The sequence below is a fragment of the Methylonatrum kenyense genome, from assembly GCF_023195885.1.
GTDB lineage: Bacteria > Pseudomonadota > Gammaproteobacteria > Nitrococcales > Aquisalimonadaceae > Methylonatrum > Methylonatrum kenyense.
In genome coordinates this window covers 1-16,304 of record NZ_JALPKO010000014.1, presented here as the reverse complement: position 1 = coordinate 16,304, position 16,304 = coordinate 1, and the positions used below count along the sequence as shown (strand labels likewise).

Below are 16,304 nucleotides of genomic sequence, written 5' to 3'. Positions count from 1 at the left end.
CAGCGCACCGCGCTCTTCGGCGCGAGACACGGCAGCGGGGAAAAATGCGGCCCGATCCGAAGGACTCGAAGCCAGATATCGAACAATCCTGAATAAAAAGAATGGACCAGCTGAAGAAGTCTCTAGCCAGACTGGTCCATTAATGCCCTGGCAAAACCAGAAAGGAAACTGGCACCTGCCTTTCCAAACACTTACCTGACCATCCGCCAGGTGTGCTCAATACAGTTAACCAACCGTTAAGGAAACGGTTAGGAAAACGCTGCTCGATTCACACCCCTGCCCAAGGGCCCGGCCGGTTTTGGCCCCTGGCGGCGTTGCGTCACCGGCCCGGTAGCTCCACGGCTACCGAACCGGCGCCGCGCCTCGCCAGATGATCAAAATCGATCCCCGGCGCAGACGCGGAAATAAATCAGTGTTTCCTCAAGAACGATTTCCATTTCTCATAAAAATCAGAATAAATTTCCTTCTCATCGAACTGCTTTTCCAATATATAAAGGCCCTCGGTCGGACACGCAGCACCCAATTCAACAAGGACGCTCTTAAGGTGCATTTCCACCGCCATTGCATGCCTCTCGTTCGCGCCCAACATCAGCGGTATCGCCATAACCCCAGAAAGCCCCTTGTACGGCATGCAATCCAAAAACAGCTTTGTAAGACCGGTAAAGGAACCCTTATAAGTAGGACTGGCCACCACAAGCAGGTCCGCGTCAGCGCATTCCTTTACTGCAGCATCCACCTTCGAGTTACCCCACTCAAGGAGATCAACGCCCAACGCAGGAAGATCATACAGCGTAATCTCATCATCACTAATACCCAACGCCGCCGCCAAGGCCATTGCAGCACTGGCCGTTTTTGATTGCGCCTTCGGATTCCCGACAACAATTACCGTTTTCATCTCGCACATCTCATTAAATATATTTTGGGCAAAACATACCCCTGGTGATCTTAAAAACACTTAGTTTCAGGAAAGATCCGAGAATTTTCCTCTATAATAAAGAAGTGGTCCATTCTCGAACACGTCGACACGCTCTACACCACCAACGATAATCGTATGGTCCCCGCCGTTGACATACTCTTCCACAGAACATTCGCCATGAGCATGGGCACCGTTGATCAAGGGGTTGCCGAGCTCACTGAGCATGAAGTCGACCTTCTCCCCCTTCTCCGCTGACTTGCTCGCAAAAAGCATCGCCACATCCTTCTGATCGGAAGAAAGAAAGTTGATACAGAATCGCCCCTGCTTCCGAATCTCCTCGAGCGTATTTGAATTATTGTCAACGCAAATTATATATTTCGCCGGGTCCACCGAAAGCGAGGTGACCGCATTCATGGTGAGCCCAACACATTGGCCATTACCGGACCCCACCGTAATAACCGCAACGCCCGTCGGGAAACTCCCGGCAAACTGTTTTATAGATTCCTGCGACACATAGTTAACATTGCTCATTATACTTTCCTCACGGTAAATGAACCGCCCCGCCACCTCTGTATTACAGATCATCCGTTATTACAAAAGCAGCGAGGCATTACTCACTTTACAGGTAGAATGGCTCCTGCCAGCCGTTGATAAACAAGTAACCGGTTACCATAACGACCGTCCCGGTGACATAGGCCATTGCAATAGCCGGCTTGAGAGCTGCGCTCCGTTGCAGACCAAGAAGAACCCAGAACAAGAACCACAAGACCGCGTAAATAATCCACTCTATAGCCCAACCGTAAAATCCGGCGTTGAAATTGACTATCGCATAAGGAATGGCCACCAGGGCGACGAGGAAAGAATACCAGCCGAGTGCCCTTTGATCTTCCTGCTCGCGCAAAGCATTAACACCAACCCAAATAAAGGTGAAGGAGAACAGCAAAAACCCCGCACTCATGGCAAAATTGCCGTGGAGCCAACCCGCCCAGAACGAGGCTGCCACCCCGGTAGCCCCGGCAAGCAAATTAAAAACGCCAACATCCTTACCAGGAACCTTCCCCTGAAGCCACAACGCGTTCAAAAACACGTTCATACCGATAATCAACAGCGCAACGCCCGCATAATCTGCCATTTCCCCTCTCCTCGTCTTAATATTGGTTCGTTTTCGTTCAGTGACTTAAATTCAAAGGCGACAAACCTGACCTACGTTTAAAATACAAAGTGCACGCGTGTTGTGAACGAATTGATTCGATCCTGACTTGGTCCCGGATTTTCCCTGGAGCCGAACACATCGACGCGGATGTTATGTCCCCTAATCAGGTAACGGAAACCGACGTCCAACCGATCGAAGGTTCCTCGAGTCTCGGAAACGTTCGTCCGGCTTCTATCAAAGTTCTGATAATCTATGCGGGGTTCTACGAAGCCGATCCCGATTTTTTGGGGAAACTTGTATCCAGCACTTAAATAATACCCTGAACCCTGGATCAAATTCGGATCGGCAATGTCATCGATATCATAGTCGTAATATGCGGCCTCAAAATCGAAGGAACTTCCGTCACCGAACGGATATTCAATGCGGAAATCAACATTCCATCCGAGGAAGTCCCCGCTGTCATCTGCCGTTCCCGCCGCGTTTTCCTGGTACCGGACCGAGCCGCCTAAGGCGAGAATCCGTTTTGCGCCGTCATACCACGCCATCGGATAATATCCAGGCTGCCCATCCCAAAAATTGTATTCGAGGCGCCCCGAATACATTAAACGATCTCGCTGGTTCGGCCCGTCCGAGCTTGAACCGATACCATCCGATACAGCGACGGAATATTTCCCCCGACCCTCTGAATCACTCCCCCATAACATTGCCCCTTCAACCCGGCCTGCAAACTCTGAGGGAAACGCATGGACGGCGGGAAAGTTAAACGTTACGGGAAAAAGGGGTGCAGCCAGGTTGGCTCTATCAGAGGGCGGCAGGAACCTTCCGACCCAGATGTTAATCGGATCCGAAAGCTCGAACTGAGCGATTGCATCCAGAATCTGGAGGCTGCCCTCGGCGTCGCGCTCGACATGGAACGTGTAGCCAAGTCTTTCCCCCGCATCCCCCCAGATGTACAACCTCGTATTCTCGGCAGTGAAGTCCTTCGAGTAGTCGTCGCCCGACGGTGCTCCGTCCTCGACAGCCGTGAAAGCGCCGCGAAATGCAAACATCAGGTTCATATTCTGGTTAGGGCCCATCTCAATGGTTGGCCCTGCTTCCACAGTGGGACTTGCAATAACCGTCAACGCTAGACCCAAGGAGCCGACCGTTGCAGTTAACGGTCGCGAAAACTGCTTGGAACGCCGATCATCCTCCAAAAAGCGCATGCCTGTTTTGGTCTTCATTTCCCCTTCCGCTCCTCGCTTTTAACAATGATTAAAATTTGTTTTCTGTATTTTTTAAGCTGGATATTTGAGTGCTTTTTCGGGCTCCGCAGGGTTAATGACACAAAGCTCCCCTATGCCCGGTTTCCAGGTGATTAACCGAACACTGATCCGAACCCTTGGAAAAGACGCTCCCAGATAGGTCGAGCGCCGTTTTTCGAAACCGACTTTGACTGCGTGCTAATTTACCGGGTCTACCTATACCTCCGCTGTTTCTCTAAACGTTTAACAACCTGTTTCAACCTTTTCTTTCTCGACGAAATGGAATGCCCGAGTTCAAAAACACTTTCTAACCACGGCCTTGTGCAATTCTTTCTGCCTCTGGTAGCCGGCGGAGGATCAGCATCGCGACTGTTCCAATCAATGGTCCTGGAACAAGCAGTAGGAACGCCCACTGCCATCCACCGACCCATTCCGCGAACAAGGGCGTCAATTGAATGGCCACTACGGTGAGTGCGAAACCGACACCCATTTGAAACGCCAATGCGGTTCCGACCAGGCTTCGATCGCCCACCTCTGTAACGACCGCCGAGAACTGGGCGGAATCGCCAATCACGGAAATTCCCCAAATCACTGCAATCAACACGAAAAGCCAGAGTGGGCCATTGAATGTCAGGCCGATAAGTAGGGCACAGGTCCCGGAGACGCCCATCATGAGTGCGGTCGTCCCTGTACGCCCAATGCGATCTGCCAACCAACCACCAGCGACACAGCCGACAACCCCACAGGCGATGACGCCAAAGGTTATCAACGAAGCGCCCGACTCGGTTTCAATCCCATTCGCCGCGAGCACGGCGCCGGAGAATGCCAGGAACCAACCCCACATTGCATAAAGTTCCCACATGTGACCGAAGTACCCGACGTTCGCAAGCATCACGCCGCGATCTTTCAGGATTTTTCCTATCTGCGCGAAATGGAACGGCGCACGCGGGTATGAGAACGGCCCTTCCCGCCCGAAGGCGTGGAACAGATAGGCGGCCATAAAACTCATAGCCGTCGTGCCGAAAACGACGATCTGCCAGTTCACACCCGGTGTCAGCGCACGGATCAGATGCGGGAAAGCGGAACCGACGGTTAAGGCACCTATTACCAAGCCCAAGGCCAGGCCGCGCCCCTGTACAAACCATGTGGTAATCAACTTCATTGCTGGCGGATATACGCCGGCCAGGACGACACCCGTTAGGACCCGAAGTGCCACGGCAATTTCGCCCGAGGGCGCAATCAGCAAGGCGAGGTTTAAAAGGGCTGCGAGTAGCGCTGATATTGCGATCAGGCGGTGCGGTCGAACGATATCAAAAATCCCTGTAATACTGGCCAGGAGCGCGCCGATGACGAAGCCTAATTGCACACCGTTCGTCAGCCATGCTCCCATTGCATCGCTAACGCTCCAATGCGTCATTAATTCCGGGAGGATGGCTGTGGCTGAAAACCACGGTGACATTGATAAAATAACGCCGGCACATATTATCCCGAGCGCGGCCCAACGACCATCTTCAGCCACGACCACGTCCCGATCGCCGCACTCAGCGACTATTTCTCGGTTCTGCATTAACTAGTACCTCATTCCTTCAATGCTGCCCTAGCAATCAATATTGCAGAGCGAGGTTTTTATATGCGCACTTATTGTTTTTTTTATCGCGGTCTAGCTGGAGCGCGCCTCGCGGTCAATGCATGAAGCCTCGTGTAGGGGTTTCAGCAAAGGCAGCGCGGAATTCTTAAAGAAACACGGGTGCACCTATTTTGCCGCGTGGGCAATATTTTTCCGTGTTAATTATTTCGCCATTGCGTCAAACAGGCCTATAGGCGGGACAATGACGACACAACTAGCTGTGAAAACTCTTCGGCGATTTGGTCGGCGCTATTCGAACCGAACGGATTGACCCAAAGAAAGCTATAAAAATACATCCCCAGGAGTCCTTTTAGCTTCACTTTTGAGATCTCGCGAAACCGCCCTTGATCTACCCCTTTCCGGATAACTTTTAACCAAAAGTCCTGGTATTCTCGATGCAAATCATGTATCTCCACCTGATTCTCCGGGGTACAGGAGTGCAGCTCACGAAAACACACCGTCATTTCATTCCGGTCGTCGAACATAACGCGCATAAAAAGCCGACTTAATGCACGAATGGCCGTTTCTGGCTCAAGGTCTTTTTCAAGAATTTGTGCTGCGCCCTCGTTAAGCCTGCGCATGTAACCAGTAGCGATATTGAATAGAACACACTCTTTGTTCTTAATGTGATAATAAAGGGTTCCGCGCCCCATGCCGGTCGCATCACACAACTCGGCAACACCAACCGATCCGTAGCCGTGCCGGGCAAACAATTCAGCCGCTGCGCGTTCGATTCGTTGTTTCTGGCCCGATGTCTCTCGCGGAAGATTCACATTCACTCCAAGATCGGGGAACTTCACCGTCCAGTCAGCATTCTGCGCCATGATAATCTCCCTTCAGTTATCAGAAGGCCGGCAGGACAGGGCGGTGAAGTCCCCGATTAAAAGGGCTTAACTACTTCAGATCACCCGTTGGTTCCGTCTTTCAGTTCAGCGAGGTCGATTTCAAAACCCGAGGGTTTTGTATTCGTGGCAACACTTTCTTTGCCCACGAAATGCTCGCGCCATTTCGCCCCGGGATGAGACTCGTCGAGGTAAGGACCCTTGCCAATCAGCTTCTCGCGGAACGTACCGGGCTTGTACTCGGTCTGAACTCGGCCACGGCGGATCAGCTCGGGAACGATGTAGTCGACGAAATCACTGGTCGTATCGGGGGTAACGGCATAGGCCAGGTTGAAGCCGTCAATTCCACCGACGTCCACCCAGCGCTCGAGCAGGTCGGCAACCTTTTGCGGTCCGCCGACCACACAGGGCCCCAAGCCGCCGATGCAACGACGCCAGACCACGTCACGCACAGTCCAGGAGGTACCGTCGTTGGCGTCCACAAGGGATTCGAGGGTCGTGCGCAGCGAATCGTTGGGCACCGCCTCAAGCGGCGCATCAGGATCGAGCTGGGAGAAATCGATGCCGGTCCAGCCGCCATACAGGGCAAGCATCCCTTCCGGCGCGGCGTACTCGAGATACTCGTTGAACTTCGCCTCGGCCGCTGCGTCATCTTTACCCGTGATAACGGTGAGCAAGGTGAAGATCTTGATCGAGTCCGCTGACCGCCCCGCTTCCACCGCGCGCCGCCGGATATCCTCGGTAACCGGTGCGGCCGCTTCGGGACTGTTGGTCAGGACAAACATGCCTTCGGCATTCTGCGCGGCAAATTCGCGGCCCCGACCAGACGCACCAGCCTGGAAGATCACCGGCGTACGCTGCGGCGACGGCTCGCACAGATGGAAGCCCGGAACGTTGAAAAACTCGCCTTCATGCTTGATCGGATGGACTTTCGAGCCATCGGTGAACACACCTGCTTCACGGTCCCGCTTGACGGCGCCTTCTTCCCAGGACCCCTCCCAGAGCTTGTACATGACTTCCATGTACTCGTCGGCATAGTCGTAGCGCTTGTCATGAGCCATTTGCTGACCCATACCCATGTTGACCGCAGCACTGTTGAGGTATGACGAGACCACGTTCCAGGCGACGCGCCCCTTGGTCAGATGATCAAGGGTCGACATGCGACGCGCGAGCAGATACGGGTGCTCGAACGTCACCGCTGCAGTAACGCCAAAACCAACATGGTTGGTGACTGCCGCCATGGCCGAGATCGCGCCGAACGGATCGTTGACGGGAACCTGGGCTGCGTCCTTAAGCGACATTTCAGCTGATCCCCGGTAAACGTCGTAGACGCCAACCACATCGGCGATAAACAGGCAGTCGAAATGGCCCCTTTCAAGCTCGATCGCCATATTCGTCCAGTAATCGAGGTCGTTATAACGGCCCGCTTGACTCCTTGGGTGCCGCCACATACCCGCTGCCTGGTGCGTAACGCATGTCATATCGAACGCGTTCAAGATGATTCGTTTCTTACTACTCATTTCGTCCTCCTTCGGATACGAACTTAATAATTGCGAAATTTGCCAGCTAAATTTTTGGCAAAACCATATTTCGCAAAACGCCCACTAAAACTCTAAATCCGCCTGAACCCCGCGGGAGAACAAGACTGATTTTTCGAGATGCGAATTTTCGCCGGTTGGTAAAACATCTTTATTCAACTTTCGGTTTTACATAAAAGCGCCAATATTGGACAGAATCGATCGCGTGGTACGAACATCTATCGCTATTTGCTCAATAAGCGCGTCAGTGGATGAAAAAATCTGCTCGCCGCGCAGCCTCGCTACAAACTCAACCTCAAGATCACAACCGTAAAGGTCGCCCTCGAAGTCAAGGAGATGCACCTCAAGCAACGGTCTACCATTATCGAAGTGCGGCCGCCTGCCCCAGGAAGCACTGGCGGCATAGCAGTGCCCACCCACACGGGCAAGTACAGCGTAAACCCCGAAAGGCGGCCCATCGGCCTCTGCAAGACTCAGGTTCGCCGTCGGGAACCCCAACCTCCGTCCCACCTTTTGACCGTGAAGAACCTGGCCCATGACAGGCGAAGACGGAATGACGTCAAGGACTTGACGGTTGTTCATACCAGCCCCCCGGTGGAATCGACCGCGGCAGCCGTCTGGCGCCGCCTATTCACCGAGCCACCTTCCTGCGACGGGGGTTGGGCATTGGGCTGTTGGGCGTAACGAGTCCCTATTCCATAGCGTTGCAAGCGATCGAGCCTTTGCGACGGATCGATCTCGAGCACCGACTCGATACCAACATCCCTCAGAACCTGCGCCGCTATAGCAACGGCGACATCACTTGGCGCTCGCCCCGGCTGCGGTGCAAAAACCTCAGACAATTGCAAGTAAGCGGCACCAGGGGGGCCAGCACGGACTTCGCTAATCGTCGGCATACCGCCGAACACGAGTGGAACGTGGCCGCTGAATTCAGTGGGAACCGAGAAGACGTGACGACCACCGCAGACCAGGTCATCGTAGGTAAAATGACGACCGCGCTGATGCCGCCGAATCACAAGACGGTCATGATGCAACCGCCAGTCGACCAAATCCGCAATTGTGCCGAGGCGCAGATCATGCTCCGCGCAGAAGCGGACAAGATCCGGAAGGCGCGCCATACTGCCGTCATCGAGCATGATCTCGCAGATAACCCCTGCGGCTGTTAAGCCGGCGAGGCGCGCGATATCTACCGCCGCTTCGGTATGGCCAGGCCGCTCGAGAACCCCTCCGCGCCGGGCAAGCAAGGGAAACAGGTGCCCAGGCGAGCAAAAACTGTCCGGGCCCTGATCAGGGTCGATTGCCGCGGCGATGGTGTGCGCCCGGTCAGCCGCCGAGATTCCCGTGGTAACGCCATAACTCGCATCAATGGACTGGGTAAACGCGGTCTGATTCGGACAATGGCGACTGAGGTCGTTACAGCGTGAAAGCCCGATGTCCGTTGCGCGGGACTCGGTCAACGCAAGACAGATCAACCCGCTAGCGCGTCGCGCCATAAGGGCAATAACTTCCGGCGTTGCAAACTCGGCAGCGATAACAACATCGCCTTCGTTTTCGCGATCCTCATTATCGACTAAAACGACCGGCTCCCCGCGCCTCGCAGCATCGAGAACTTCCTCGATGGGGTCTACCAACATGTAGCTGAATGGATCTTTATCGGGCGTCATGACTAACTCCTGTCACAAAACGCGGGGGTTACCCGCAATCATCGAGAAGCGGATAAGCTTGCCGGCCGCAGCAATCGCGTTATGCGAGGACTCAGGCGGCGCCCCACGGACATGGCACCGCACCCATCACAGGTACACCCGATCCCAAAAAACATTTCTCTTCTCCTCCAGCAGCACTTCTAGTGGCCGCTTTTTTGATTGTTTCGCTCAGCGGCGAGAGACAGGACCCCGTTGCTTCGCTGGGGCGCGCCATGGTCGCTTCGAGCCAAACAGCACCGGATTCATTTTTTGTTGGGCCGAACACCACCGGTTTGATTTTTTGTGTCGACCGTTCAGTCGAACCTAGCAAAGCCGACAATGGCCGTCAAGCCCTTTATGAACGGCCGCCGCCACCGCTTAAGAACACGCTGCCAAGGTCAAGAAATGACCTCCTACGTATTGTTTTTACTATGGTTTTTGAGTTTTAATTATCTGTAACACCACCCTTGTCGGAAGACAGGGCGGCCGGCCGAGCGCGGCCCCATGTCGACAGACATAGACCGACCGGTCTGCTTCATCAGCATGTGATAGTTGCAAGCTTCCGGGGAGACGGTGAACGACGCGCAAGGCGTTGATCGGGCCCTGTAAACCGCAAGTTCGCGGGGCGCGGAGTCGCCAGCCTGGTTGCCTTGAAACTGTTTTGCTTGGATTTCCCGGCAGTGATTCATTGGCCGGAACGAGGGACCGGCGCAGATACCGTTGTCGGCAGTGAGGACGGTCTCCCATGGGCAGCGTGGAGGCCTTATTCAGAATCGGGAAGAACGCCCGCGGCTGACCGCCTTGATGGAAAGGCAGGGGGGGGGTTGAAACCTTTCCATCACCTGTGCAACCGCCGCCATGTGGTTGTCCGGAACGCGGGTTCCTCGCCAATGACCGCCGTCTGAAGACTGCTTTCCGCGAAGCCAGGCGCCATACACCTCGGTCGCGCATCGACGTTCTCACCCCAGCAGATCAGTCGAGGGCCAAATTGACAGACTCCGCGCGCCAGCTATAGTGTACCGAACGGTCTACCTATCGATTCCGGGCCTTGCCACCTCGGAGCTCGGCATCGATTTTCTACCGGAGCGGTGTGATGGTTTTCCTAGGATAGAGCTTCGGGAAATCGAATTACTCGCCGGCGTAAACAGGAAACGAACCGGTAATTGCTATGGAGGGCTGAGATTTAGATATATTTGAAACTGCAGGTTACGCTGAACTGGAGGAGAAATGCCCGACATTAACGGCTGGTCGAAAACCCAGTATGGAATGCCTGAGGTAGGAGCGCACGCTGAGCGTCAAAAGGACATCGGCATGCGCGACATCGAGCTCTTCACGGAAATCACTGGCGATCGCAACCCGCTTCACTACGATGAAGTCCTTGCTCGCAAGTCCAAGTTCGGCGGCCTTGTCGTACAGGGTGGGGTGACTTCCGGCATTCTAAACGCGATCGTCGCCGAAGATTTACCAGGCCCTGGCTCGGTGTTTCTGGACATGACCTTGGAGTTCTTGTTGCCGGTCCGGATCGGAGACACGATAACCGGGCAGGTTGTCGTCAAATCGGTGCGTCGGGACAAGCCAATCTGCACCCTCGATGTCGCCGTGAAAAACCAGAATGGTGAGATATGCCTGCGTGGCTCCGCCACCTGTTACACCGTCGACCTTAAATAGCCGATGGCCGTTGACATGATTGGAGTTACAAAAAGCAAATCGCAACAAGGTTATCCATTCCCTCATCCGGGGAAACGCTGATTTATTCGCACGGCTGCGGCGGACTCCGCATTTTTCCGAAGCAGTGCGAAGCTCCACAAGATTTCATTGCCCTCGCATGCCGAGGCCGGCCTGGCGCAATTCCCCCAGCGTGGTGACACCCTCCGCCGCCATCCGCAGGCCGTTGTCCAGCAACGAGGCATGACCGCGATTCGCCAGATGCTTGCGCAGGGCCTGTTCCGGCGCACCCTCCAGGATCAGGCCATGATCCTCCACCCCGAGCGACCAGGCCTCGAACACGGCGGTCCGGCCCAGATAACCGAGCCCGGAACAGGCGGCGCAGCCCGGCGCATGCCAGACGGTTTCCGGCTGCGCGCGGTCCAGGCGTTCCAGATAGCGTCGATCCACCGCGCCGATCGGCGTCGACTCCCGGCAATGCGGGCACAGTCGGCGCACCAGGCGCTGTGAGACAACGATCTCCTGGTTGGAGGCGATTTCCACATCGTCCAGGCCAAACTTGCGCATTACGGTGATGGCGGCGACCGCGTCGCGGCTGTGCAGGCTGCCCATCAGCGTCCGGCCGGTGGCCGCCACGTCGCCGGCGGCGCGGGCGGAAACCTGGTCGCGGATTTCACCCACCATCAGGCAGTCCGGATCCAGCCGCAGCAGCGAGCGCGTGCCCTCGGCAAAGGACAGGCCGACCTGATTGTTGACGGCAATCTGGTTGATACCGTCGATGTCGTATTCCACCGGATCCTCCAGCGTGACGATGTGCCGCGAGGAATACCGCATGTGGTGCAGCAGGGTGTACAGCGTGGTGGTCTTGCCGACCCCGGTGGGCCCGGTCACCAGTAGCATGCCCACCGGCGCATCCAGCCAGTTCTCCAGGATGTCGGTCTCGGTTTGCGGGAAGCCCAGGTCGTCCAGGGTATGCCAGGTTCCCATCGGCCGGAGCACGCGGATCGCGAGTTTTTCGCCGTTGAGGCAGGGAACCAGGGTCAGCCGCACATCCAGGTCGATCTCGTCCAGCCGGTAGCTGAAACGCCCCTCCTCCGGCCGCAAGGTGGCAACCGGGTCGAGTCCGGCCATGGTCTTGAGCTGATTGATCAGCCGCAGACCGGGGCCCGCGTCGACCGGCAGGACGTTGACGATCGCACCATCGATCCGCATGCGCAGCATCCAGCCGATTTCACGCGGATCCAGGTGCAAGTCCGAGGCGCGGGCGGCGACCGCATCCTCCAGCAGGTTCTCGACCTCGAAAACCTCGTCGTCCTCGCGGCGTTCCGCCTGGGCACGGCTCAGCTGCCGGGCGAGCTCGGGGTAATTGCGGGCGGCAAGGGCCTCGGCATCCATGGTCACATCCCTGCCGCCCTTGACGGCGTTATCGCGTGGTTTCACGCAAGGCGCGCAACACGTCCTCGCGGGCGATCATTCCCACCACGGTGCGGCCCTCGATTACCGGGAAGCTTTTCACACCCAGATTGACCAGCCGCTGCAGCACGCGCGTGAGATGGGCATCAGGCGGTACACTGACCACATCGCGGCTCATCACCGTGCCAACCTTGTAATCCATGATTTCCGCGTATGGCGGGATGATGCTGCCCGGCTCAAGCGTGAACGCGGACAGCACATCCATCTTGGTCAGCATACCCAGCATGCCGCCCCTGTCGTCCACCACGGGCATGCCGTTGAAGCGGTGCTCCTCGAAAATCGCCTGGGCATCCCCCAGGCGCGTCTCCGCGGTCACGGTTTTCGGCTTGCGACTCATGTAGTCGGAAACCCGGCAGTGGACGAATGCATACATGCGCTTGCTCCGGAAAGTCTTTGATTCCCTGATTTGCTGGAGAGTGTAACGCGTTGGCCGCAGGATCTCCGCGCCCCACCCCGATGATCTACTCTGAAAGGGCAATCACACCGTGACAGGGAGATCCGTTGATGAGCGATCGTGATGCCTACGTGGAAAAGATGAAGGCGAAGCTGGACGAATGGAATGCAGAACTCAACAAGCTGGAGGCAAAATCGCGTCAGGCCAGCGCCGACATGCAGACGAATTACGAGCAGCAGTTGAAGAAGCTGCGCGCCCGGCGCGACGAGGCGGAGGCCCAACTGAAGGAATTGCAGCGGGCCAGCGAGGACTCCTGGGAACGCGTCCGTAAGGGCATGGAAGAGGCCTGGGATGACATGAACCAGGCCTTCCGCGACGCAATGGATCGGTTCCGCTCCTAGGGAAACAGTGATTTATTGCCGCGTCTGCGCGCGGGACCGGTCTGGGTCATCTGACAGGGCGCAGTGCCGGTTCCGTAGAAGCGTAGGGTGGGTCAAGCGAAGCGGACCCACGCGGTGTGATCGGCTAAGCGACAACAAAGGTTTTCGGACAAGGAAGGTGTTCGGACAAACCAGGGCCGGGAAAGGTATTGGCGGCGGCGGTGACCGAGCGCGGCTTGGCACCATGGTAACGGATCACACCGCGTGCATTCGCTGCGCTTAATGCACCCTACGATTCGTGCGCAGCGCGCCTTGCCTCGGAAAAATGCGGACTCCAACGCATCCGCGCGGGACCGGATCTGGTCATCCGGCAACGTACGGTGGCCGCTCCGTCGGTCAACGACGTATCGGCCTGCTTGCGTTCATTTCATTGGCAATCAAGGACACACGGACCATGACACAGCGCGACGCTCTCCTCTGCCATCCGGTTCGTACCGCGATCGGTACCTACGGCGGCTCCCTCAAGGGCACACCCGCCACCACGCTGGGCGCGACGGTCATTGGCGAGACCCTGCGACGGGCGGGACTGTCCGGCGACGCCGTGCAGTCGGTCATCATGGGCAACGTGATCCAGGCCGGCAACCGAATGAACCCGGCGCGCGTGGCGGCCGTCTCCGGCGGCCTGCCGGTCGAGGTTCCGGCACTCACCGTCAACCGCGTCTGTGGCTCGGGTGCCCAGGCCATTGTCAGCGCGGCGCTCGAGATCTGGAGCGGCATGACCGACTGCACCGTTGCGGGCGGCATGGAAAACATGGACCAGGCGCCATATCTGATGGCGCAGGGCCGCTGGGGCGCACGAATGGGTGACACCAGCCTGTTTGACAGCATGCTGATGGACGGCCTGAATGACGCCTTCAGCCAGAAACATGCCGGCTGGCATACCGAGGACCTGGTCAGCCGCCATGCCATCTCGCGGCAGGACCAGGATCGCTGGGCAGCCCGCTCACAGCAGCAATTCTCCCGTGCCCAGGAAGCCGGGCACTTCGATGCCGAAATCGTTCCGATCGAACTGCAGGGCCGCAAGGGTGCGACCCTGTTCCAGCGGGACGAGCACAACCGGGGAGATGTCACCGAGGAATCACTGGCCGGTCTTCGTCCGGCGTTCCGGAAGGACGGAACGATCACCGCGGGCAATGCCCCGGGGTTGAATTCCGGCGCGGCAGCGATGATCGTCGCCGACAGCGCCTTCGCCGAGTCGCACGGGTTGAGCCCGATGGCACGGCTTGTTGCCTTCGGCATCAGCGGCGTCGATCCGGATTACTTCGGCATTGGTCCAGTGCCGGCCGTTCAGCAGGCCATGCAGCGTGCCGGCTGGTCACTGGCTGATATCGACCGCGTGGAAATCAATGAAGCCTTCGCGGCCATCGCCCTCGCCTGTCTGCGCGAACTGGGCATGGACCCGGACATCGTTAATCCGGAAGGTGGCGCCATCGCACACGGTCACCCCATCGGCGCGACCGGCGCCGTGCTCACCACACGTCTGCTGCACGCCATGCAGCGCAACGGCGAACGACGCGGGATCGTGACCCTGTGCATCGGCGGCGGCCAGGGCATCGCGCTGGCGTTGGAACGGCTCTGACAACGGAAATCGGAAACGGCTGACCATCTGTACGGGCAGACGGAGAACGCGCGGGGAGGTGGTGGCTACGGGTAGATTCGAACTACCGACCCTCGCATTATGAGTGCGATGCTCTAACCAACTGAGCTACGTAGCCATTGATCGATTCCTGCAGAGCGCAGGATTGTCCGGGGTAGGCCGGGTCAAGTCAAGACGGCGGGCGGTGAGGATAGTGTTCAGACAGTGCAAGACCACTCCGAGATGGCTCGATCACTGCCCGGCCCTGTCTGAACACCGAAAACTGCTCACCCGAAAACTCTCGGTGCAAAGCGCCGGGTTACATGTCCGAACGGCCGTGCTTCCGCGTGGAACCGCTTCGCTTGTTCCACCCTACGCGGGCAGCCTGAGGGCCCGATGGTGTCTCGGCGCCGCACTGTCTGAACACTAAAAACTGCTCACCTGAAAACTCCCGGCGCCGAGCGCTGGGTTACATGTCCGAACGGCCGTGCTTCCGCGTGGAACCGCTTCGCTTGTTCCACCCTACGCGGGCGGCCTGAGTACCCGACGGTGTCCCGGCGCCGCCCTGTCTGAACACTGAAAACTGCTCACCTGAAAACTCCCGGCGCAAGGCGCCGGGCTACACATTAAACCGGAAGTGAATCACGTCGCCTTCCTGGACGACGTAGTCCTTGCCTTCCAGTCGCAGCCGTCCGGCGTCCTTGGCGCCGGCCTCGCCGTTGTATTTGATGAAGTCGTCGAAGCCGATGACCGCGGCGCGGATAAAGCCGCGTTCGAAATCGGTGTGGATGCGACCGGCCGCCTTCGGTGCGGTGTCGCCCTTGAGGATGGTCCAGGCGCGGACCTCCTTCTCGCCGGCGGTGAAATAGGTCTGCAGGCCGAGCAGATCATAGCCGGCGCGAATCAGGCGGTTCAGCCCCGGTTCTTCAAGACCGTATTCCGCCAGGAACTCGCGCTTTTCGGCATCGTCCAGAACGGCGATCTCGGCCTCGATGGCGGCGCAGAGTGCAACCACGTTAGCGCCCTCGTCGGCGGCCAGTTCGCGGACCTTGTCGAGCAGGGGATTGTTATCGAAGCCATCCTCGGTGACATTGGCCACATACAGCACCGGTTTCACGGTCAGCAGATGCAGCTCGCGCAGCAGCTTCCGCTTTTCCTCGTCCAGTTCCAGCGTGCGCGCCGGCCGACCGTCGGCCAGGTGATCGCGGACCCGCGCATAGAGGTCCCGCCGGGCCACCGCCTCCTTGTCGCCGGACTTGGCCTGCCGTTCGACCCGTTGATGCGCCTTTTCGGTGGTCTCCAGGTCGGCCAGCATCAGCTCGGTGTTGATCACCTCGATGTCCGACAGCGGATCGATATGTCCGGCCACGTGGTGCACGTCATCGTCCTCGAAACAGCGCACCACATGGGCGATGGCATCCGTCTCGCGGATATTGGCCAGGAACTGGTTGCCCAGCCCCTCGCCTTTCGAGGCACCGGCCACCAGCCCCGCGATATCGACGAACTCCATGGTCGTCGGCACCACGTTCTGCGGCTTGACGATAGCCGCCAGTTGATCCAGCCGCGGATCCGGCATTGCAACGATGCCGACATTCGGATCGATGGTGCAGAACGGATAGTTCTCGGCCGGAATCTCGTTTTGCGTCAGCGCATTGAAAAGCGTCGACTTGCCCACGTTCGGCAAGCCGACAATGCCGCATTTGAAGCCCATAGGTCCTCGCTTTGTTTTCGAGGTTTAACGTTTAACGTTTTAG

General features: G+C 57.5%; 15 protein-coding genes and 1 tRNA gene. 3 read left to right on the top strand and 13 right to left on the bottom strand.

What is annotated here, in order from left to right; translation table 11 throughout:
• Positions 1-409 precede the first annotated feature (409 nt).
• From M0534_RS12830 to ribB, 9 genes are all read right to left on the bottom strand, one after another.
• Entirely contained in the window at positions 410-895 is a 486-nt protein-coding gene (locus tag M0534_RS12830; RefSeq protein ID WP_248568837.1) for an NADPH-dependent FMN reductase, read from the bottom strand.
• Between the two features lie 66 nt (positions 896-961).
• Positions 962-1,447, bottom strand: coding sequence for a flavin reductase family protein (locus M0534_RS12825; RefSeq protein ID WP_248568836.1), 486 nt, complete (start codon positions 1,445-1,447; stop codon positions 962-964).
• An 88-nt stretch (positions 1,448-1,535) separates the two neighbouring features.
• Positions 1,536-2,048: an AmiS/UreI family transporter gene (locus M0534_RS12820; protein ID WP_248568835.1), complete on the bottom strand. Its 513-nt coding sequence runs from the start codon at positions 2,046-2,048 to the stop codon at positions 1,536-1,538.
• A gap of 77 nt (positions 2,049-2,125) precedes the next feature.
• Entirely contained in the window at positions 2,126-3,292 is a 1,167-nt protein-coding gene (locus M0534_RS12815; protein ID WP_248568834.1) for a porin, read from the bottom strand.
• Between the two features lie 328 nt (positions 3,293-3,620).
• Positions 3,621-4,832, bottom strand: coding sequence for an MFS transporter (locus tag M0534_RS12810; protein ID WP_248568833.1), 1,212 nt, complete (start codon positions 4,830-4,832; stop codon positions 3,621-3,623).
• A 296-nt stretch (positions 4,833-5,128) separates the two neighbouring features.
• Entirely contained in the window at positions 5,129-5,764 is a 636-nt protein-coding gene (locus M0534_RS12805) for a TetR/AcrR family transcriptional regulator (RefSeq protein WP_248568832.1), read from the bottom strand.
• Positions 5,765-5,844: 80 nt separating this feature from the next.
• A complete protein-coding gene (locus tag M0534_RS12800; RefSeq protein ID WP_248568831.1) occupies positions 5,845-7,302 on the bottom strand; it encodes an LLM class flavin-dependent oxidoreductase in 1,458 nt (485 codons plus the stop codon).
• Positions 7,303-7,488: 186 nt separating this feature from the next.
• Complete coding sequence (locus tag M0534_RS12795) at positions 7,489-7,902, bottom strand: riboflavin kinase (RefSeq protein ID WP_248568830.1); 414 nt, start codon at positions 7,900-7,902, stop codon at positions 7,489-7,491.
• Positions 7,899-8,984, bottom strand: a complete 1,086-nt coding sequence (gene ribB / locus M0534_RS12790) for a 3,4-dihydroxy-2-butanone-4-phosphate synthase (protein WP_248568829.1) — start codon at positions 8,982-8,984, stop codon at positions 7,899-7,901. The genes M0534_RS12795 and ribB overlap by 4 nt, the downstream gene beginning before the upstream one ends.
• A gap of 1,245 nt (positions 8,985-10,229) precedes the next feature.
• Here ribB and M0534_RS12785 point away from each other — a divergent pair.
• On the top strand, positions 10,230-10,670 hold the full coding sequence (locus M0534_RS12785) for a MaoC family dehydratase (RefSeq protein ID WP_248568828.1): 441 nt from the start codon (positions 10,230-10,232) through the stop codon (positions 10,668-10,670).
• A gap of 144 nt (positions 10,671-10,814) precedes the next feature.
• Here M0534_RS12785 and M0534_RS12780 read toward each other — a convergent pair whose 3' ends face one another.
• Positions 10,815-12,107: a GspE/PulE family protein gene (locus tag M0534_RS12780; RefSeq protein ID WP_248568827.1), complete on the bottom strand. Its 1,293-nt coding sequence runs from the start codon at positions 12,105-12,107 to the stop codon at positions 10,815-10,817.
• Positions 12,091-12,513, bottom strand: coding sequence for a CBS domain-containing protein (locus tag M0534_RS12775; RefSeq protein ID WP_248568826.1), 423 nt, complete (start codon positions 12,511-12,513; stop codon positions 12,091-12,093). The genes M0534_RS12780 and M0534_RS12775 overlap by 17 nt, the downstream gene beginning before the upstream one ends.
• A 131-nt stretch (positions 12,514-12,644) precedes the next feature.
• On the opposite strand from M0534_RS12775, the gene M0534_RS12770 reads away from it, so the two are divergent.
• Together M0534_RS12770 and M0534_RS12765 are read left to right on the top strand one after the other, a co-directional pair.
• Complete coding sequence (locus M0534_RS12770; protein WP_248568825.1) at positions 12,645-12,935, top strand: sll1863 family stress response protein; 291 nt, start codon at positions 12,645-12,647, stop codon at positions 12,933-12,935.
• Positions 12,936-13,368: 433 nt separating this feature from the next.
• Positions 13,369-14,553, top strand: coding sequence for a thiolase family protein (locus tag M0534_RS12765; RefSeq protein ID WP_248568824.1), 1,185 nt, complete (start codon positions 13,369-13,371; stop codon positions 14,551-14,553).
• Between the two features lie 59 nt (positions 14,554-14,612).
• On the opposite strand, the gene M0534_RS12760 is transcribed toward M0534_RS12765, so the two are convergent.
• Positions 14,613-14,689, bottom strand: a tRNA-Met gene (locus M0534_RS12760).
• Positions 14,690-15,169: 480 nt separating this feature from the next.
• The gene (gene ychF / locus M0534_RS12755; RefSeq protein ID WP_248568823.1) at positions 15,170-16,261 is read right to left on the bottom strand and encodes a redox-regulated ATPase YchF; all 1,092 of its coding nucleotides are present in this window, start codon (positions 16,259-16,261) and stop codon (positions 15,170-15,172) included.
• Between the last annotated feature and the right edge of the window lie 43 nt (positions 16,262-16,304).